This window comes from Pseudochrobactrum sp. sp1633 (assembly GCF_030376605.1).
Taxonomy (GTDB): domain Bacteria; phylum Pseudomonadota; class Alphaproteobacteria; order Rhizobiales; family Rhizobiaceae; genus Pseudochrobactrum.
In genome coordinates this window covers 84,840-104,647 of the sequence record NZ_JARRAE010000010.1, presented here as the reverse complement: position 1 = coordinate 104,647, position 19,808 = coordinate 84,840, and the positions used below count along the sequence as shown (strand labels likewise).

The window sequence follows — 19,808 nt, the reverse complement described above, 5'->3', positions numbered from 1 at the left end:
TTAACGTGCCACGATATTACCCTAAATAGCCACGTATCACATTTGTACTGCTTGTTCAGCTATCAGATGATTCCCGTCATTATGGTTCGTTTTTCAGGCAGAGATTTCGAGCGGTCAAACGCTTTAACCTGTTGAATCAACGCGTATCTTATCCGAAACTCATTTTACACTTTCGAGGATGCGTCTAAAATAAGAAGAGGAAGATATCATGTCTCTCCGTAACTCTGCTGCTCTTATCGCCGTTTTTGCTGCCGGTACTTTCGCCGTTTCAGCTTCTGCTGCTGACATGGCTACTTCCCGCAGCGCAGTCACTCAGCCACGCTCTGAAGTTGGCGTGCTGACCTGCGATTTCCAGCCGTCCATCGGTGTCATCATCGGCAGCCGTCAGGATCTTGATTGCGTATTCCAGCCTGCACAGCGCGGTGCGCCTGCTGAGCGTTATACCGGCCAGATCACCAAGATCGGTGTTGACCTCGGCTTCTACAATGCCGGCCAGCTCGCATGGGCTGTATGGGCACCAACTGTTCGCCCTGAAGGCGCTCTGCGCGGCAGCTATGTCGGCGCTTCGGCCAATGCCACAATCGGCATCGGCGCAGGCACCAACATTCTGACCGGCGGCACATGGAAAAATATTTCCCTGCAGCCAATTTCCATTCAGGGCCAGAAGGGCCTGAATGTTGCAGTTGGTCTTTCCAACTTCCGCCTGAAATATCAGGGCTGATATTCAGCAAAATAAATTGAAAGCCCGCGCTGTTCTCCAGCGCGGGCTTTTTTATTGGCGTGATGTACCAGTCACCGGCGCTAAGAATGCGCGCAATGCCTGCCGGTAACGCTCCGGGTTTTCATGCCAGCCCTGCAAATGGTCTGCATGTGTTTTGAGATAATTGGTAAGATTATAGCGTGTTGTCACCAATCTGTCGCTGATCTCAACAGGCACGATACGATCACCGCTGCCATGTGAAACAAGCAATCTGCCGTTAAAATTCGCCACGGCATTCAGGCTGTCAGCCTGTGTAAAATCTGTGCCATGTTTATAGGCAAACAGCTCCAGCGCGACAGGCTCTATCAATCCGCTAAGAGGCAGACGCAGATTACGGATCTGATAACGGACAATCATCGCAAAACTGAGTGCCGGTGAATCAAGAATAACCGCCTCAATGTCATAGGGCGGAATACGATCCTGCAATTCAATATTCTTCAAAAATGCACCGGTGATTGCCCCGCCCAGCGATTCCCCGACAATGATCAGTCGCTTGAAACCACGTTGGCGCATATAGATGGCTGCGGCATCAAGATCGCGCCATTCGGTCAAGCCGAAACTATAGAGCCCGTCAGGCGATTGAGGAACATTGTCATCGTTGCGATAGTTGATCAGCAATACCGGAATGCCAGCCTCACGCAGAACCGACATGTGGCGATAACCATCCTCCCGATGACCGGCAATACCATGCACATAGATTGCAGCAATGTCTGATGAGACCGCAGCATCTGCCGGTGGTATGAACCATGCAGGCATTTCGCCCAACTCACTCTGATAGCGAACAGTCTCGAACGAAAATCCGAAAGCCTGCTGCGGATCACCGCGATAGCCCAGTTGATAAGGATCATGGGTCTGGGTCGGAAATGACAGGTTTCCGACAAACAAAACTTTTTCCAGCACGGAGCGCACAAAGAAAGCCGCGCCGACAATATAGGCACAGACTAACAAGAGCAGGATCAGCAAGCCATGCAGCCACCAGCGTCGTCGCGGAACAGCTATTTTCGCACGCATCTTTTTGCCCCCCGCACTTGTTGTTAACGCCTATGCAGCCTGCGCCGTACCTTCCTCACAAACCCGCACCCAGACTTTAATATCGTGAAAAGCAGTGCCGCCATGCGGTGCTGCCGCATCCGCACCGGTCAGAATATTAATGCCCTCGCCGCCTTCAAAAGCGGAATTCGGGAACAGCCCTTCTGACACCACAACGCCACGCCGCAGCTTTTTGCTTCCGCTCATTTTATCACCGGCCAGCTGGATTTTGACATGCAGAACCAGACTGCCGCGCTCATTGCCGATCTGCACACGCGCGCCGTCCTCAAGCCCGAGTTCTGCTGCATCATCATCGCGCATCAGCAATTGCGGCCGGACTTCTTTCGCCAAAGACGTCGGCGTTTCGGTGAAAGTCGAGTTCAGGAAATTATGCGCCGGTGATGTGGTGAGCTTAAACGGATGCTGCGGGTCGGCAAGTTCATTGACTGCCCAGTAATCCGGAAATTCAGGCATCTGCGCATAAGGCCCCTGAAGCCCCATCGCTTCCGGCGGACGATCCGGCGATGTTTGTTTTTGCCAGTCCACACGGAAACGGAACTTGCCGTCATCCCAGGCGAATCCATCCAGATAATGTGATGTTTCAAAATCCGGTTGCTTATCCAGCCAGCGCTGCTGCTGCATCGCCTCAAAATCCGGCATATTGCTTTTGACTAAAAGATTATCAACCAGTTTGCGAGCTGGCAGATTGAAACCATCCAGATGGCCAACGCCTAAGCGATTTGCCAGCTCATTGATCACATAGATATTTTCACGCGCTTCGCCGACCGGTTCGATCAGCTTGGCTCCCAGCAACACATGCTGCTGACCGCCACCGCGATAAATATCGTCATGCTCCAGAAATGTCGTTGCAGGCAGCACCAGATCAGCCATTTTGGCCGTATCGGTCATGAACTGCTCATGCACAACAGTAAACAGATCTTCCCGCATAAAGCCTTGGCGCACCAGTCGCTGTTCCGGTGCCACATTGGCCGGATTGGTATTCTGAATGAGCATCGCCATCACCGGCGGTCCGCCGTAAAGCGCCTCGTGGTCACCATTGAGAATACGCCCGATTTTCGACTGATCCAGCGACCGAATGGACGGATCAGCAAAAGCCGTTCCTTCAATCTCCGACTTGTCCATGCCGAATATACCGGAGTTGGAATGAAAGGCTCCGCCGCCTTCATATTTCCATGCGCCTGTTACCGCGGCCACGCAGGAAGCCGCATGCATATTCACTGCGCCATTGCGCTGGCGGGAAAACCCGTAGCCCAAGCGGAAATATGTGCGTTTTACCGTTCCGACCAGATGCGCAAAGGCTTCAATATCTTCGACCGACACACCGGTAATAGCCTCCGCCCATTGCGGAGTACGGCTTTGCAAATGGCGTTCCAGCTCTTTCGGCGCATCCGTATAGCGGTTGAGATAATCCCAGTCGGCTAAGCCGTCACGAAACAGCACATGCATCACGGCACAGGCAAAAGCGCCGTCTGTGCCGGGTTTCAGCACAATGCCGATATCCGCCTGCCGCACGGTTGCTGTTTCATAAACATCAATCGCGACAATCTTTGCCCCGCGCTCTTTGCGGGCGCGCGCAGCATGGGTCATGACATTGACCTGCGTGGCGGCAGCATTGGTGCCCCAAATCACAACGCAGTCAGATTTAGCAATCTCGCGCGGATCAGGCCCGCGCAATGCGCCGGTACCTGCCACATAGCCTGTCCATGCCAGATTGGTGCAAAAACTGGAGAACATATCGGAGTATTTTTTGGCGTAACGCAGACGATTGATGGAATCGCGCTGCACCAGCCCCATTGTTCCTGCATAGTAATTTGGCCAAATGCTCTCCGAGCCGTATTTTTCTTCAGCCTGTTGAAACTTATCCGCAGTCAGATCCAGCGCATCTTTCCAGGAAATTTCCTGCCAGTCGCCGCTCCCTTTCGCGCCTTTACGGATCAGCGGTTTCAGCAGCCTGTCAGGGTGATGAACACGCTCAGCATAACGGGCAACCTTGGCGCAGATCACACCGGCCGTATAACTGTTGTCCTTGGCACCGCGAATACGCCCGATTGTGTGGCTGTCCAGAATTTCCACATCCAACGCGCAGGTGGACGGGCAATCATGCGGGCAGGCTGAATGGCCGATTTGAGGGGAAACACGCAGCGTCATAAGGCAATTCCTGAAAGATATATTTCAACGGCAAAAAACGGACTAATCCGGTATAAGGCAAAACGGCATAGTTGTAAGCCGGTTTTCAACCCGCCTCAGACACGTTTTATACAAGCCGCATCAGCACTGTGCCACAGACAATCAGCAACGCACCGGCAAGACGCTTGCGGCTGATATGCTCACGCAGCAGCACAAGCGACAGAACCATACCGAAGAGAATTGAGGTTTCCCGCAAGGCCGCGACCATAGCAACCGGCGCCATTGTCATTGCCCAGAGTGCCAGACCGTAGGAACCAAGTGTGCCGACCCCGCCGACCAGCGCCAGATGCCCGCGCTGTTTTATATGTCCGAATAACCGGCCACGATATTTCCAGACGCCCCAGCTAACCACTGGGATTGCGTTAAACAGAAATGCCCACAATGTGTAAGAAACCGCATTGCCGGACACACGCACGCCGATACCGTCAACCAGTGTATATCCGGCGATAAACACAGCATTGATCAGCGCGATGATAATCGTGCGGGTGGTGTTTTGCGCTGTTGTTGTTTTCTGAGTATCGCCAAGAGGCCCTGCCGCCACTTTCTGGCGGCTGCCAAGTGCCATTGTCAAAACACCGCTGGAAATCAGACCGATAGCCAGCCACTGGCCTCCGCCCAGCACTTCGCCGATCAGCGGCCCCGCAGCCATAGCCACAAGCAAAGGCGGTGTTCCGCGCATCAGCGGATAGGCCAGACTCATATCGCCGTTGCTATAGGCCGCAGCAACCATAAACAGGTAGCAGACCTGAAATATGGTGGACGTAATCATGTAAGGCCAGCTGGCAGCAAACGGCAGCGGCATAAACGGAATTAAAACCAGCGCAATAAGACCCGCCGCCCCGCAAACCAGAACGGCATTGAGGTATTTATCGGAGCCTGATTTAACGATGACATTCCAGCTTGCATGCAGCAAAGCGCCAAAAAGGACGATCAGAACGACAAAACCAGACATCATGTCACCGGACTGTTACATAACCGGTCTAAAAGGCAGAATCAGATTGACTGCACATCCGGTATACTGGTTATGGCATAATCATCCGCGAACCGATATATGGCTGTAATCGGCCATCTTTACCTGCCTGACTACGCCAACCGGAAATAACTGATTATGAATTATCGTCACGCCTATCACGCCGGAAACTTTGCCGATGTGTTCAAACATATCGTTCTGACCCGTGTGCTGCTTTATATGCAGCGCAAAGAAGCAGGCTTGCGCGTGATTGATACTCATGCCGGTATCGGGCGCTATGACCTCGGCGGTGTGGAAGCAGGCAAAACGCTAGAATGGCGTGGTGGCATTGAGCAAGTTATCGACGCCAAGGCCAAAGACGCAATTCCTGCACCGGTGCTGGAACTGATCGCGCCTTATCTTGACGTTATCGAGCAGGAAAACAGCGCTAATAATGGCAAGAACCTGCGCTTCTATCCGGGCTCTCCCCTGCTTACCCGCCACCTGATGCGCCCGCAGGATCGTCTCTCAGCGCTGGAACTGCACCCTCAGGATGCCAAAACACTGGCAGCCCTGTTTGAAGGCGATTATCAGACCCGCGTGACCGAGCTCAATGGCTGGCTGGCACTTGGTGCGCATCTGCCGCCGAAGGAAAAACGCGGTCTGGTGCTGGTTGACCCGCCGTTTGAAATCGCCGGAGAATTTGACCGGCTGGTGGACGGGTTGATGAAAGCCCATCGCCGCTTTGCCACCGGCACCTATGCTCTGTGGTATCCGGTTAAAGACCGGCGTGAAGTCAACCGCTTTATCGCCGGTTTAAAAGAGAGCGGACTGCCAAAAATTCTGCGGCTGGAATTGTCTGTTCGTGCGCCGTCTCAGGAAGAGCGCTTTGACGGTACAGGCATGATTGTGGTTAACCCGCCTTATCTCCTGCAAGAAGAAATGGCCAAAATTTCTCCCTGGCTTGCCAAGCTGTTCGGCGAGAATAATCAGGGTAGCTACCGGATTGAGTGGATCACGGGCGAAGAGCGCACAGAAAAATAAGCGCTCATTTATCAAGGATCACTCTCTTGTGCGCTGTTGAGGCTTGACCCGCAACAGGAATATGGCAAAAACTATGGTCAAGGCAGTTCCGGTGATACGGAATCATCGGCACTGCATTCTCTTTTTGGACGCATTTCCCGACGCAAACCGGTATCCGCTTTTGCCCCGGAAATGCTCAGTGTTTTAAAACAGGGACAGACTCATGTCATTTCGCTCCGCTTTTGCTTTCGCGCTGTTTGCAGGTCTGTCGGCAGGTTCTTTTTCTCAGGCGCAGGCTGCAGATTATATTGCAACCGCGCCCGCAGCAGGTGCTGACACTGTCTGCCATGAGCAGAGTGTTATTAACAGCGCTGTCGCCCAGTTTGACCGCCTCGTGCGTGGCGTGCCGGAAATGCCGGCTGTCAGCATCAACGCTGTCAGCAACGTGAACACCACCCGCTTTGATGCTAAAACCTATCCGTCAGGCATTGAGCGTCATTATTGCCGCGCTACCGCCGTTCTCTCCAACGGTGAAAACCGGAATATGTGGTATCTGGTAGAAGAACGTCAGGGACTGGCTTCTATGGGACGCAATGTGGAATCCTGTGTAGACGGTTTCGACAAATGGTTTGTCTATGACGGCCGCTGCCGCGTTCTCCGCTGATTTGCAGAATGCTGAAATCTTCATTTAAAAAGCCCAGCCCGTATGCGCGTTGCATGACGGGCTGTTTTTCTGCCTCCGCCATACTGCTCGTGCTGACATGCGCTTTCACTTCACCTGTGAACGCTCAGCCGCTCAACGAAAAGCTGTTGCAGGGCATGGGCAATGATCTGCGCAAGCTCAGCCCTCTTGGTAATCAGGAGCGTCCGGCGCTAAGGCCGGAAAATAAAATTCCGCAACGCGCACCGGTAAAGCCGCAAAACACCCCTGCGCCTTCTGTGCCTTCTGCTAATGCGAATTTTGATTTCTATGTTTTGTCGCTCAGCTGGTCGCCAAGCTATTGTGCGGATAATGGCAACCGCGCCAATGCACGCCAGCAATGCGGCACCGGACGCAGCTACGGCTTCATCGTTCATGGTCTCTGGCCGCAATATGACCGTGGCTTTCCTGAAAGCTGCGACCACAGGCAGGCGAATGATCTGGTGCCCCGCGATCTGGTTTCCGAACTCTCGGATATCATGCCCTCAGCAGGTCTGATGCGTCACGAATGGCGCAAGCATGGCACCTGTGCGGGCATCAGCCAGCGCGATTATTTTTCAACAGTGCAGAATGCCTATCAGGCCGTGACTGTACCTCCTGCTCTGCGCAATGTCACCAGTCCGCGTACGGTTGATCCGCAACTCATTGAAAAGGCCTTTATCGCCGCTAATCCCGGCCTGCCCGCAGATGCCATTGCTGTGACCTGCAATCGCAGGCGCATACAGGAAGTGCGTATTTGTATGGATAAAGGTCTTAAATTCCGCTCTTGCGGCGAGGTTGATCGCAACTCCTGCCGTAGCCGTTCTGTTACTCTTCTGCCCAATCGCTGATCACTGGAGCATTTCCGGTTTATTTTTAACCACAGGAAATGCTTCATCTCTTAGTTTTACGCATATCTTAACGCAAAACCGGTTTCCACTTTTACTGGAAATGCTCCAACCTCAGGCTTTCAAACATGCATAAGCTTTACACATCACCGACCTCACCTTTCAGTGCCAAAGTACGCCTCGCGGCACTTTATACCGGTATTGAGCTTGAGAAACATATTGTTGTCACCAGCGATGAACCGGCAGAACTGATTGCCGCCAATCCGCTCGGCAAAATTCCGACGCTGGTTACGCCGGAAGGCAAAACTGTTTTCGACAGCCGCGTTATCACGCAATATCTCAACCGCCTTTCCGGCAACAAGCTGTTTCCCCGCAATGCCGAGAAACGTCTTGATGCAGAAAAGTTTGAGGCCATTGCTGACGGTCTTTGTGATGTGCTCGTTGCACATGTTTATGAACGCCGCATGCGGCCTGAAGAAATCGTGCATCAGCCGGTGCTGGACTGGTACTGGAAAAAAGCAGAACGCACGCTGGATCTGCTGAATGAAACCGCGCCGCGTATCGGCGCTAAAATCAACGGCGGACATATCGCGATTGCCGCAGCACTCGGCTATCTGACATTGCGTTTCGGCAATGGCTGGGAGCGTGGCCGCCCGAAGCTGAAGCGCTGGGCCAAACGCTTTGCAGATCTGCATCCTGAGCTGGCTGCACAGCTGCCAAAGGCATAATTGATAAAATACAAAAAAAGCCGGGAATTGCTTCCCGGCTTTTTTACTAAATCCATACGGATCAGAACTTGTAGCCAACACCCAGACGCAGATCATGGGTCTGAAGACCACCGTCATTCACTGTGCCGCTATTCAGCTGGTAGTCTTTCTTACCGAAATCGGAATAACGGTATTCCAGACGGGCAGTAATATTTTCCGTCAGGAAGGTTTCAGCACCGGCACCGGCTGTCCAGCCAACGCGGAAATTATCCTGCGATGAGGTTGCATCGGAGAATTTCACCTGCGTACCGGCCACACCGGCTGTCACATAAGGCATAACCGGCCCCATATCGACACCAAGACGGGCACGCAGCGAGCCTTCAAAGCCGCTTTTTGCGGTCAGACCCAGCTCTTCCTTTTTCGCCCAATTGTAGCCGGCGTCACCTTCCACACCGTAAACGATGTTATCGTTCTGGAAGTTCCAGCCAGCATAACCACCGAACTTGGCATTGTTGTCTTTCAAATCACCGACAGCATTGTCGGTTTTGAATTTGTTGATGCCATAGCCCAGATACAGACCTGTATAACCGCCAGCCCAGCTATTCTGCGGAGCAGTGTCCACAACCGGAGCAGGCTCATATGTCTGCGGTTGAATCGCATCTGCGGCAAAAGCTGTGGCCGAAAGCGGCAACAACGCAACAGAAGCAAGTGCCAGAGATTTGATAGTGCGCATACGCCTTGTCCTTATAAATTTAAATAACCTGTTTGGCATTGAACTTCAAAAAGAGCCTCTGTGTCTTACAGAGGAGCCCCTCTTTCTTTTTTCGTACGGAGAAAAGAAAGTTGCCCGACGTGATAAAAGATGCAGGGACAATACGGCAGCACAAATGCAGAGTGATGGAAAAATACCGGCCATATTATGTTTAAATGGTGTCGGCCGGTTCAAATCTTCACAATCACTTACACCGATAACTTTAGCCTTAGATTCAAAAAAGGCCGGTTCGAAAACCAGCCTTTTCAGTATGTTAGAAACTCGTCAAATATCAGTCTTTCCGGCAAAGCAGATCATTTAATGACCGCCCTTTTATCCGGTACGGGGTCGCATACAGTTTTGTACACGGTCCGGTCAGATATTTTCAGAACTTGTAGCCGACGCCCATACGGATTTCGTGAGTCTTGAATGTTGAAGCCGGAATATAGGCATCTTGTGACAAGGTAATATTCTTTTTGCCGAAGTCAGAATAACGATACTCCACACGGGCAGTAATGTTATCCGTCAGCTTGGCCTCTGTCCCGACGCCAGCTGTCCAGCCGGTACGGAATGTTTTCTTCGATCCCGCGTCACCGCCGTTATATTTAATCTGCGTACCGGCAACACCAGCTGTCACATAAGGCATGAACACGCCCATGTCGTAACCCAGACGGCCGCGCAGAGACCCTTCAAAACCGGTTTTTACAGAGGCTTCGTTTTCACTGACTTTACCAGCCTTAGCCGTGTTGTAGCCGACGTCACCTTCAACACCGTACACAATATTGCCATTCTGGAAGTTCCAGCCGCTATAGGCACCAAACTTGGCAGCATTCTTATGAAAATTACCCCCATTAACTGTAGCCCCAAACCGGTTTTTTGCACCACCGAGATAAAGACCGGTATATCCGCCTGCCCAACTATCCTGCGGAACGACCGAAGCAACAGGCGCCGGAGCCACAGGCTGTGCACGAACGATATCGGCTGCCGAGGCAGGTACTGCGAATGAAATGGCCGCGGTTGAAACAAGCGCCAGAGTTTTAAAATGTTTCATAAAATTTCCTTGTAGTATTCCAATTTTAAAAATGAGAACCGGCACAACAAAAAACCGTTGTGTCCGGCTTATGCCCCTGTCAACATCAACAGGAGACACAGGCTAAAATGCATAAAAGTGATCGAAAAACGGCAGAAAAATGAACGAAAAAAGATGGTGCAATACCGCAACATTTTCTTTAATATTAATTAGTTAGCGCAATTTTTTATTATAATTATATTCAATGGAAATTTTCAGCTACATCAGTCTGGAATGTGCCGCCTGCGGAATTTTTCTAATCCGTATTTTTGTATTCCGGTAAAACAGATTATTCCGTGATACTGTTATTTCATTGCACCTGATTTGCATCACCATAATGCCGGATACAAACGGCAGGAGAAGGAGCCTGTTACCAATGACTGCCAAGCGGACAGAGTCTGAAACCTTACCTGTTGCCCTGATTACCGGTGGTGCAAAACGCATCGGCAGTCATATTGCACAGGACCTGGCAGCCCGTGGTTATCCGGTTATTATTCATTGCAACCGCTCCGCCACACAGGCTCAGGAACTGGTGCAACGTATACGCGACAGCGGCGGCAAAGCTGCAATTGTAACAGCAGACCTGTCTGACGCTGCGCAAGTGGCCGGTCTCATCAATGATGCGCAGCAGCATTTCGGCCCTGTCGGCCTGCTGATCAACAATGCCTCGCTGTTTGAAGACGACCGTATCGGGTCACTCTCTCATGACCTCTGGGACAGGCATTTTGCTATCCATCTTAAAGCGCCGGTGTTTCTGGCGCAGGCAATGGCCGAGGCTCTGCCCGAAGGCGATCAGGGATTGATCATCAATATTACCGATCAGCGGGTGTGGAAGCTCAATCCGCATTTTCTTTCTTATACATTGTCTAAAACCGCTCTGTGGACAGCTACGCGCACGCTTGCGCAGGCGCTGGCACCTGCAATCCGCGTTAATGCCATTGCTCCTGGCCCAACTCTGCCGAGCGAAAGGCAAAAGGTCGAAGACTTTGAAAAACAGGTTGATGGCGTATTGCTAAAAAAAGCCCCGCATCTAGATGAATTTGCCGCCACGATTGACTATCTGTGGAAGACACGCTCCATCACAGGGCAAATGATTGCTCTGGACGGCGGACAGCATCTGGCATGGGAAACGCCGGATATCGCAGGTATTTCGGAATGACACAAAGCATAAACAGCAATGGCACTCTCCCATCTGGTAACAATCCGGATGAAGATACACTGCTGCTTGATGATATGACTGCTGACGAACAGGACGATAGCATTGATACGGAAGACGGCTTCACCGAAGAGGTCAGCTCTGCAGCTACCTTAGCCAGCAATATTCGCTGGGATTCCGCATTAGATGAATTTGACGCTGCCTCTGAAGGGTTAAGCGGCGCGGAGGTTATCAACGCTTTTGTCAAAAAACTGCCGAACAGTCCCGGCGTTTACCGCATGTTCAACCGTGAGGGCGACGTGCTCTATGTCGGCAAAGCCCGCAGCCTGAAAAAACGCGTCAGCAATTATGCCCGCGGACAGGGGCACAGTAACCGTATTGCCCGTATGATCCGTGAAACCACGACGATGGAGTTTGTGGTCACGCGCACAGAAACAGAAGCGCTGCTGCTGGAAGCGAATCTGATCAAACGCTTACGTCCGCGTTTTAATGTTCTGCTTCGTGATGATAAATCTTTTCCCTATATTCTGATTTCCGGCGACACGCGGGCACCGGGTATTTTTAAACATCGCGGTGCACGTTCCCGTAAGGGCGAATATTACGGCCCCTTCGCCTCAGCCGGTGCTGTTACCCGCACGATCAATGCACTGGAGCGCGCATTTCTGTTGCGCAGCTGCGCTGATTCCATGTTCGACAGCCGCTCTCGCCCCTGCCTTCTGCATCAGATTAAGCGCTGCTCAGGCCCTTGCACCCATGAAGTCAGTGATGAGGATTATGCGGCGCTGGTACGTGAAGCCAAAGCCTTTCTCTCAGGCCGCAGCAAAGCCGTGCAGGAGCATATGCGCGATGCGATGAGCGCGGCTTCAGATGAGCTCGACTTTGAACGCGCCGCAATTTATCGCGACCGGCTTTCAGCGCTTTCCCATATCCAGTCTCATCAGGGTATCAACCCGCAAACGGTTGATGAGGCAGATGTCTTCGCCATTCATCAGGAAGGCGGACTGGCCTGTATTCAGGTGTTTTTCTTCCGCACCGGACAGAACTGGGGTAACCGCGCCTATTTTCCGAAGGCTGATCCGTCTCTTTCAGCGGCAGAAGTGCTCGGCGCATTCATCACCCAGTTTTACGATAACAAGCCCTGCCCTAAACTGATCCTTTTGTCTGAGATCGTGGAAGATCAGGAACTGCTCGGCGATGCACTGTCAGCCGGTTCCGGACACCGTGTGCAAATTAATGTTCCACAGCGCGGCGAAAAGAAAGATCTCGTTGATCATGCCATGACCAACGCCCGCGAAACGCTGGGGCGTCGTCTGGCAGAAACCTCCTCGCAGGCGCGACTGCTGAAAGCCATGACAGAAACCTTCAATTTGCCGCGCGTACCGCGCCGGATCGAGGTTTATGATAACTCCCATATTATGGGTACCAATGCCGTTGGTGGCATGATCGTGGCAGGACACGACGGGTTTGTAAAAAACCAGTATCGCAAGTTCAATATCCGCTCCACAGAGATCACGCCAGGTGATGACTTTGGCATGATGAAAGAAGTGATTGAGCGCCGCTTCGGTCGTCTGATTAAAGACCACATGAAAGATCTCACAGTAGCGGAGCCAAAAGCTCCTGCAGAAAATGATGCTGATGCACAGGATATTGCGGATGACACTTTCCCTGCATGGCCGGATGTTATTCTGATCGACGGCGGTCAGGGGCAAGTGGGTGCGGTGCGCGAAATTCTCACGCAGCTCGGCATCAACGATCAGGTCATTTCCATTGGCATTGCCAAGGGTGTCGACCGCGATGCGGGACGCGAGCGCTTTTTTGTCAGCGGCAAACCGGCTTTTACCCTGCCCCCACGCGATCCGGTTTTGTACTTCATCCAGCGTATGCGCGATGAAGCCCACCGTTTTGCCATCGGCACCCATCGGGCGAAGCGCAAAAAAGAAATGATCAAAAGCCCGCTGGATGAAATTGCCGGTATCGGCCCATCGCGCAAAAGGGCTTTGCTGCATGAATTCGGCACGGCCAAAGCGGTTTCGGGCGCGGCTCTGGCCGACCTGATGAAAGTTGAGGGGATTTCAGAAGCTCTTGCTCAAAGCATTTACGACCATTTTCGTGATCAATAATGCTTTACCCGACGCAATATACACATAATAAGGCTTAAACTGCCCGTCAGAGTGTTGCTTTTTACCGTATAGAGAGATTGATGGTAACAGGCTGACACTGATTTGTTGTATAGCTTAAAACAGATTGTTCTTTGCATGAGCCGTAAGGTTCAACTTCTCCAGTCATGGGCTTCCGGCTCATGCTTATCCAGAATACGGGTTATAGGGGACTATGAGTAAACACACATTATCACTGCCCAACATCCTTACATATGCACGTATCGCTGCTGTGCCCCTCGTGGTTCTGTGCTTCTTCCTAGAAGGACATCTGAAAAGCAGTGACAGCGCGCGCTGGTGGGCACTTGGCATTTTTGCTGTTGCCAGTATTACAGATTTCTTTGACGGCTATCTGGCAAGGATGTGGAAACAGACATCCAATATCGGCCGCATGCTCGATCCGATTGCCGATAAATTGCTGGTTGCCGCTATTCTCCTCCTGCTGGCCGCTGACGGTACCATTGCCGGTTGGTCTCTCTGGGCTGCAATCATCATTCTCTGCCGCGAAATTCTGGTTTCGGGCCTGCGTGAATATCTGGCTGACCTCAAAGTCAGCGTACCGGTATCACAGCTCGCAAAATGGAAAACCACTGTGCAGATGGTTGCGCTGGCCTTTCTGCTGGCCGGCCCTGCCGGTGATAAAATTCTGCCCTATACAACAGAGATGGGGCTGGTTCTGCTGTGGATCGCTGCTCTTCTGACGCTCTATACCGGTTGGGACTATTTCCGCGCCGGTATCAAACATATGATCAATTAAAGCTATGACAGTTAAACTGGTCTATTTCGCATGGGTACGGGAGCAGATCGGCAAATCCGAAGAGCATCTCGATTTGCCGCAAGAGGTTGTAACCGTATCTGACCTGCTGAAATATCTGGCAGGGCTTGGCGAAAATTATGCTCAGGCTCTGCGTTTTGCTGATGTGATCCGCGTGGCGATCAATCAGGAGCATGTTGAGCATGATACAGCTGTGGCCGGTGCAAGTGAAATAGCTCTGTTTCCGCCGATGACCGGAGGCTGAGGCAATGCAGCCGTATATTCTCGTCTCTCAGGATGATTTTGATGCGGCTGACCTCACTGCCCGTATGACTGCGGGGCGCACGGATATCGGCGCTGTCGTCAGTTTTACCGGCTATTGCCGCGATGAAAACAAAACGCTTCTGGCATTGGAGCTGGAGCATTATCCGGGAATGGCAGAAGCGCAGCTTGCACACATTGCTGCGGATGCGCTCAAGCGCTGGCCGCTACAAGCGGTTACCATTGTGCATCGCAGCGGCCTGATTAAAGCAGGCGAACAGATCGTTTTTGTCGCCACCGCCAGCCAGCACAGACAAGCTGCGTTTGAAGCCGCAGAGTTTCTGATGGATTATCTCAAGAGCGATGCGCCGTTCTGGAAAAAAGAGCATCTTATTACCCCTGCTCCCACCTCTGAAAAGACGGATCCGCAATCGGGTTGGGTAAAAGCTAAATCCAGCGATACAGAGATGAAAAAGCGCTGGCTGGACAATTAATTCCCTCCGGCTGTGTACGACAATTCAGCTTTTGACTTTAAAACGCCCTATGGTAATTATTGACGCTATAATTGCCCGCTTTCGCATTCTCCGGCACATAGCGCCTCCCGCTTTGCCCTAAATGCTCTTGTTATGAGTTTTCGCATTTTCCGAACACAAAACGGTTTTCGTTTTTGCCCTAAATGCTGAGGCACTGCCTTAAGTAAACCATAAAACCCAGTCAGACATTGACCAGTGATTCATTGATATGCACTTTTTGCTGAATATTCGGATTTAGTCTTTCAGCAGCCAAACAGTACGAACATAACAGCAGGTTTCAGTCTTTTTTCAGTGGTAGATTGCTTTACAACACAAGTTAAGGTTAATTCTTAACTTAAATAAAGTCTTTAGTCATACACCGTTAATATACGACCGGTTAAAATGCCCGTTCACTGGCAGTGCAACAAACAGGACGAAATATGTTGATTGGTAAAGCCCGTATTATTGCAGCATCCCTACTCGGCCTTGCCGTTTTTGGCGGCAGTGCAATGATCCTATCTTCCACCCTGTCAACGCAGAGCATTGCATCTGAAAAGACCGTGCGCGGCAGCGTCATGTATCGTGAGCGTATTGCGCTCCCGCCGGAAGCAACGCTGAATGTGCAGTTACTCGACGTTTCGCTGGCTGATGCGCCTGCGCAGGTTATTGCCGAACAGCAGCTCAGCAATATTCCTTCTGCGCCAATTCCGTTTGAACTGAAGTTCGATTCCTCCAAGCTCATTGCCAACCATACTTATGCGCTGCAGGCACGGATCAGTGCCGGTGACACACTCTGGTTCATCAATGATACGCGGCACGAATTCAATCCGGAAAAATTTGAAGGACCTTATGAAATCCGCGTTGTGAATGTGCGTAAATCCACCGCGGTTCAGGCTCCGCTGTCGCTCGAAAACCATGAATGGCTCACAGAGGATATTCGTGGCGCAGGCGTCATTGATTTCGCGCAGACAACATTATCCATTGCCGCAGGCGGCGAAGTCACAGGCTCCGGCGGCTGCAACCGTTATTTCGGCAAAGCTACCGTTACCGGTGAAGCCCTCAATTTCGGCACGATCGGCTCCACATTTATGCAGTGCCCGCCGGCGCTGATGGATCAGGAAACCAAATTTCTTGATGTGCTGAAGCAGACACGCCAATTCAGCATCAACAACGGCAAACTCTATCTGCTCGGTGAAAACGGGCTTGAGCTCGCGCGTCTCGCCAGCAATAGCTGATCTTATACCAGAAGCGTATCCCGAAAAATATGAAGCGCCTTCGCGGGATAGGATACACGTAAGAACAAAAGATCGAGCATTTCCTCTTATTCAATCAAAACAGGAAATGCTCTGGTTCTGACAATACTTATAAAAAAACCGCCGATCCGGTTCCAGCCGGATCGGCGGTTTTCATTTATGTACAGCCATAAAAAAAGCGCCGCATTGCTGCAGCGCTTTTCTTTTTAAAAATCAGAAGTCAAAGTATTTCAGAAAATACTCTGACTGTTTTTGCAAGCGCGCATCTTATCCGAAAACCGCTTCACACTTTTCGGGATGCGCTTAAAATTAGCCTACAACTTCAGTCGAAGAGAACCAGTAGGTGATTTCCTGAGCAGCAGTTTCAGGAGCATCTGAACCGTGTACTGAGTTTTCGCCGATCGACAGAGCGAAAGTCTTACGGATGGTGCCTTCAGCAGCATCAGCAGGGTTGGTAGCGCCCATAACTTCGCGGTTTTTCAGAATGGCGTTTTCGCCTTCCAGAACCTGAACGATTGTCGGGCCGGAAGTCATAGTTTCAACCAGTTCACCGAAGAAAGGACGTGCTGCATGCACTGCGTAGAAGCCTTCAGCTTCGCGCTTGCTCATCCATACGCGCTTGGAAGCAACAACACGCAGACCAGCTTCTTCAAGCTTAGCGGTGATTGCACCGGTCAGGTTGCGCTTGGTTGCATCTGGCTTGATCATGGAAAAGGTACGTTCGATGGCCATCGGTAATCCTGTTTATATTTTGAGAAAAGGTGCCGTTCTATACCCTCAGAGCCTTTTACAGTCAAATGCGATCATGAAACTTGCCGTAAATCGGAGCAGAAAACAGAGAACAAAAACGACTTTGTTCTGAAAGATTTTGAGCGGGAACGCTGCCTCGCCCTGTCAAAGCTCTTTCAGCCGCGACCAAAATAGCGAGCCGATACTGCAATAAAATGACAAGACACTGATAATACAGCTATTTACCCTGCTATAACTTCACAGACAGGTTATAGTTAACGAAGATCATGAGCATTGCAGCGATTCTGTGCTGCCGCACGATCCCGCGCTGCAGTTTTTACGGCTTTTGATGAGAGTTTGATGATGAAGCAACATTTCCTGATGCTTGCTGCCTATAATGGCTGGGCCAACAAACACCTTTTCGATGCTGCCGCCCGTTTAAGCGAGAGCGAATACAGGCAGGATGCCGGATTATTTTATAAATCCGTGCATGCAACGCTCAATCATATATTGGGTAATGACAGACTATGGATGAAGCGTTTCACCGGCGAAGGCGACCATCCGAAAACACCCGATACCATTCTCCATCTGGCGCTCGCCGATCTCCGCGTGGCACGTTTACAGGAAGATACGCGTATTCTTGAGTGGATGGAAGGTTTATCCCCTACAGATGTCTCCGGTCGCTTTGTATTCCTCAATATGAGCGACATGCGCACCATCAGCCAGCGCCTTGCCCCTGCCCTTGCACATCTGTTCAACCATCAGACCCATTATCGCGGACAGGTTCATGCAGCCCTCACCATGCTGAAGCATGAGGCGCCGGATCTTGATATGATGAATTTCCAGAAATCCGAAACCGGTCGTCGCTTCGTCTGAAAGTTTTACCGCCAGTATAAATACGAAGCGCAGACAAACGATATTATCCGTAAAATCTTCATAAACCGGACGGTTTTTGCCTCTTGCGTAATTGCAATATCCCGTGCAAAACCGGCTTATGTTGATCCTTAATGATATCACCGTCCGCATGGTCGGACGCGTCCTCATCGACCATGCCAGTGTCACGCTGCCATCTGGTTCAAAGACCGGTTTCGTCGGGCGCAACGGCACCGGAAAATCGACGCTGTTCAAGGTTATTACCGGCGAACTGTCATCTGACACCGGCGATATTTCCATGCCACGCAATACCCGCATCGGGCAGGTTGCGCAGGAAGCGCCAGGCACGGAAGAATCCCTGATCTCAATTGTTCTGAAAGCGGACAAGGAACGGTTGGCACTTCTGGAAGAGTCCGAAACTGCCACTGACCCCGAGCGGATTTCTGAAATCTATATCAGGCTTGCAGATATTGATGCCCATTCGGCGGAAGCGCGCGCCAGTGCTATTCTCTCCGGCCTTGGTTTTGATGCGGAAGCGCAGTTGCGCCCTGCCTCTGCCTTTTCAGGCGGCTGGCGCATGCGCGTGGCTCTGGCTGCCGTGCTGTTTGCCCAACCGGATTTGCTGCTGCTCGATGAGCCGACCAACTATCTCGATCTTGAAGGCGTTTTGTGGCTGATCGACTATATCAAGCGCTATCCATACACCGTCATCATCATCAGCCATGATCGCGATTTGCTGAACTCGGCCACAAACTCCATTCTGCATCTTGAGCAGAAAAAGCTGAGTTTCTGGAAGGGCAATTACGACCAGTTCGAACGCCAGCGTGCTGAAATGCTGGAATTACAGCAGAAGCAGCGTGTTAAGCAGGAAGCCCATCGCAAGCATATGGAATCCTTTGTGGAGCGGTTCCGTGCCAAGGCTTCCAAAGCACGTCAGGCACAGTCACGCCTCAAAGCCCTGCAAAAGCTGAAACCGATTGCCGCGCATTATGACGAGCATGTGCAGCCATTCCGCTTTCCTGAGGCTGAAAAAGCAGCTGCCTCGCCGATCATTGCGCTGGAAAATGCCGATGTCGGCTATGAAACCGGCAAGCCGATCCTGCGTAATCTCTCTTTGCGGATCGACAATGACGACCGCATTGCCCTGCTCGGTTCTAATGGTAACGGTAAGTCCACACTGGCGAAGCTGATCTCTGGGCGGCTAAAACCGGAAAATGGTACACTCACCCTTTCCCCAGCCCTCAAGGTTGCCTTTTTCGCCCAGCATCAGCTTGATGATCTGGTGCCGGAAGACAATGCGATTGAGCATGTGCGCAAGCTGATGCCGGATGCGCCGGAGGCGAAAGTTCGCGCCCGTGTCGCCCAGATGGGACTGGCAACGGAAAAGATGCTGACCAAAGCCAAAGAGCTTTCCGGTGGTGAAAAAGCACGTCTTCTGATGGGGCTTGCAACATTCCACGGCCCTAACCTGCTGATCCTCGATGAACCGACCAACCATCTGGATATCGACAGCCGCGAAGAGCTTGTGCATGCGCTGAATGATTTTAAAGGCGCTGTTATCCTCATCGCCCATGACCGTCATCTGATCGAAGCGACAATGGACCGGCTCTGGCTGGTGCGTAATGGTACGGTCAAACCTTATGACGGTGACCTTGATGATTACCGCTCGCTGGTCTTGAGCGACAAAAGCACACCGAGCAGCACATTTGAAACCGTGTCAGATGTTGCGGTCGCGGATGAAGGGCCAAAACTCAACAAGGCCGACCAGCGTAAACTCGCCGCACAGAAGCGCGAGCAGCTTAAGCCGCTTCAGAAAAAGATTAATGATTCCGAGTCTTTAATGCACAAACTGCAGAAAGAGATTCAAGGTCTGAAGGGCATGCTGGAAGATCCTGATCTCTACACAAAAGATGCGCAGAAATCCGTAAAGCTGAACATTGATCTGAAAGCAGCAGAAACAAAGCTGGCCGATACGGAAGAGAAATGGCTCAATTATTCTGCGGAATATGAAGAGGCTATGGCTGAATAAGCCCTGCATTTTTGCTAAAAACACAATTAAGCCCGCCGTTTCAATGAACCGGCGGGCTTAAT

At 51.6% G+C, this 19,808-nt stretch carries 19 protein-coding genes; 13 read left to right on the top strand and 6 right to left on the bottom strand.

Going from position 1 to position 19,808, the window contains the following annotated elements; genetic code table 11:
* Positions 1-208: 208 nt before the first annotated feature.
* Complete coding sequence (locus tag P8H26_RS12495) at positions 209-721, top strand: DUF992 domain-containing protein (RefSeq protein WP_289633369.1); 513 nt, start codon at positions 209-211, stop codon at positions 719-721.
* 51 nt (positions 722-772) lie between these two features.
* On the opposite strand, the gene P8H26_RS12490 is transcribed toward P8H26_RS12495, so the two are convergent.
* The 3 genes from P8H26_RS12490 to P8H26_RS12480 all read right to left on the bottom strand — a co-directional run bounded on the left by P8H26_RS12490 (position 773) and on the right by P8H26_RS12480 (position 4,949).
* On the bottom strand, positions 773-1,771 hold the full coding sequence (locus tag P8H26_RS12490) for an alpha/beta hydrolase (protein ID WP_289633368.1): 999 nt from the start codon (positions 1,769-1,771) through the stop codon (positions 773-775).
* Between the two features lie 30 nt (positions 1,772-1,801).
* Positions 1,802-3,958, bottom strand: coding sequence for a molybdopterin oxidoreductase family protein (locus tag P8H26_RS12485; RefSeq protein ID WP_289633367.1), 2,157 nt, complete (start codon positions 3,956-3,958; stop codon positions 1,802-1,804).
* 106 nt (positions 3,959-4,064) lie between these two features.
* Positions 4,065-4,949 carry a DMT family transporter gene (locus tag P8H26_RS12480; RefSeq protein WP_308446671.1) on the bottom strand — a complete coding sequence of 295 codons (885 nt, stop codon included), beginning with the start codon at positions 4,947-4,949 and terminating at the stop codon, positions 4,065-4,067.
* A 156-nt stretch (positions 4,950-5,105) separates the two neighbouring features.
* Here P8H26_RS12480 and P8H26_RS12475 point away from each other — a divergent pair, with 156 nt between their 5' ends.
* From P8H26_RS12475 to P8H26_RS12460, 4 genes are all read left to right on the top strand, one after another.
* Positions 5,106-5,990, top strand: a complete 885-nt coding sequence (locus tag P8H26_RS12475) for a 23S rRNA (adenine(2030)-N(6))-methyltransferase RlmJ (RefSeq protein WP_289633366.1) — start codon at positions 5,106-5,108, stop codon at positions 5,988-5,990.
* Between the two features lie 202 nt (positions 5,991-6,192).
* A complete protein-coding gene (locus P8H26_RS12470; protein WP_308446670.1) occupies positions 6,193-6,633 on the top strand; it encodes a phage portal protein in 441 nt (146 codons plus the stop codon).
* A 53-nt stretch (positions 6,634-6,686) separates the two neighbouring features.
* Positions 6,687-7,499 (top strand): ribonuclease T, encoded by an 813-nt coding sequence (locus P8H26_RS12465; protein ID WP_289633365.1) that lies wholly within the window; start codon positions 6,687-6,689, stop codon positions 7,497-7,499.
* A 125-nt stretch (positions 7,500-7,624) separates the two neighbouring features.
* Positions 7,625-8,224 (top strand): glutathione S-transferase family protein, encoded by a 600-nt coding sequence (locus tag P8H26_RS12460; RefSeq protein WP_289633364.1) that lies wholly within the window; start codon positions 7,625-7,627, stop codon positions 8,222-8,224.
* A gap of 61 nt (positions 8,225-8,285) precedes the next feature.
* Here P8H26_RS12460 and P8H26_RS12455 read toward each other — a convergent pair whose 3' ends face one another.
* The gene (locus tag P8H26_RS12455) at positions 8,286-8,936 is read right to left on the bottom strand and encodes an outer membrane protein (RefSeq protein ID WP_289633363.1); all 651 of its coding nucleotides are present in this window, start codon (positions 8,934-8,936) and stop codon (positions 8,286-8,288) included.
* 403 nt (positions 8,937-9,339) lie between these two features.
* Entirely contained in the window at positions 9,340-10,005 is a 666-nt protein-coding gene (locus P8H26_RS12450; RefSeq protein WP_289633362.1) for an outer membrane protein, read from the bottom strand.
* 394 nt (positions 10,006-10,399) lie between these two features.
* On the opposite strand from P8H26_RS12450, the gene P8H26_RS12445 reads away from it, so the two are divergent.
* The 6 genes from P8H26_RS12445 to P8H26_RS12420 all read left to right on the top strand — a co-directional run bounded on the left by P8H26_RS12445 (position 10,400) and on the right by P8H26_RS12420 (position 16,097).
* Positions 10,400-11,182 (top strand): SDR family oxidoreductase, encoded by a 783-nt coding sequence (locus tag P8H26_RS12445; RefSeq protein WP_289633361.1) that lies wholly within the window; start codon positions 10,400-10,402, stop codon positions 11,180-11,182.
* A 74-nt stretch (positions 11,183-11,256) separates the two neighbouring features.
* A complete protein-coding gene (gene uvrC, locus P8H26_RS12440; protein WP_289633445.1) occupies positions 11,257-13,299 on the top strand; it encodes an excinuclease ABC subunit UvrC in 2,043 nt (680 codons plus the stop codon).
* A 211-nt stretch (positions 13,300-13,510) separates the two neighbouring features.
* Positions 13,511-14,092, top strand: coding sequence for a CDP-diacylglycerol--glycerol-3-phosphate 3-phosphatidyltransferase (pgsA, locus tag P8H26_RS12435; protein WP_289633360.1), 582 nt, complete (start codon positions 13,511-13,513; stop codon positions 14,090-14,092).
* Between the two features lie 4 nt (positions 14,093-14,096).
* Positions 14,097-14,354: a molybdopterin converting factor subunit 1 gene (gene moaD, locus P8H26_RS12430; protein ID WP_289633359.1), complete on the top strand. Its 258-nt coding sequence runs from the start codon at positions 14,097-14,099 to the stop codon at positions 14,352-14,354.
* A 4-nt stretch (positions 14,355-14,358) separates the two neighbouring features.
* Positions 14,359-14,844: a molybdenum cofactor biosynthesis protein MoaE gene (locus tag P8H26_RS12425; RefSeq protein ID WP_289633358.1), complete on the top strand. Its 486-nt coding sequence runs from the start codon at positions 14,359-14,361 to the stop codon at positions 14,842-14,844.
* Positions 14,845-15,302: 458 nt separating this feature from the next.
* Positions 15,303-16,097, top strand: coding sequence for an META domain-containing protein (locus tag P8H26_RS12420; protein WP_289633357.1), 795 nt, complete (start codon positions 15,303-15,305; stop codon positions 16,095-16,097).
* 327 nt (positions 16,098-16,424) lie between these two features.
* Here the strand turns inward: P8H26_RS12420 and ndk are convergent, their stop codons facing one another.
* Positions 16,425-16,847, bottom strand: a complete 423-nt coding sequence (gene ndk / locus P8H26_RS12415; RefSeq protein ID WP_289633356.1) for a nucleoside-diphosphate kinase — start codon at positions 16,845-16,847, stop codon at positions 16,425-16,427.
* 360 nt (positions 16,848-17,207) lie between these two features.
* Here ndk and P8H26_RS12410 point away from each other — a divergent pair, with 360 nt between their 5' ends.
* Together P8H26_RS12410 and P8H26_RS12405 are read left to right on the top strand one after the other, a co-directional pair.
* The gene (locus tag P8H26_RS12410) at positions 17,208-17,720 is read left to right on the top strand and encodes a DinB family protein (protein ID WP_289633444.1); all 513 of its coding nucleotides are present in this window, start codon (positions 17,208-17,210) and stop codon (positions 17,718-17,720) included.
* 118 nt (positions 17,721-17,838) lie between these two features.
* The gene (locus P8H26_RS12405) at positions 17,839-19,746 is read left to right on the top strand and encodes an ABC-F family ATP-binding cassette domain-containing protein (protein ID WP_289633355.1); all 1,908 of its coding nucleotides are present in this window, start codon (positions 17,839-17,841) and stop codon (positions 19,744-19,746) included.
* Positions 19,747-19,808: the final 62 nt, after the last annotated feature.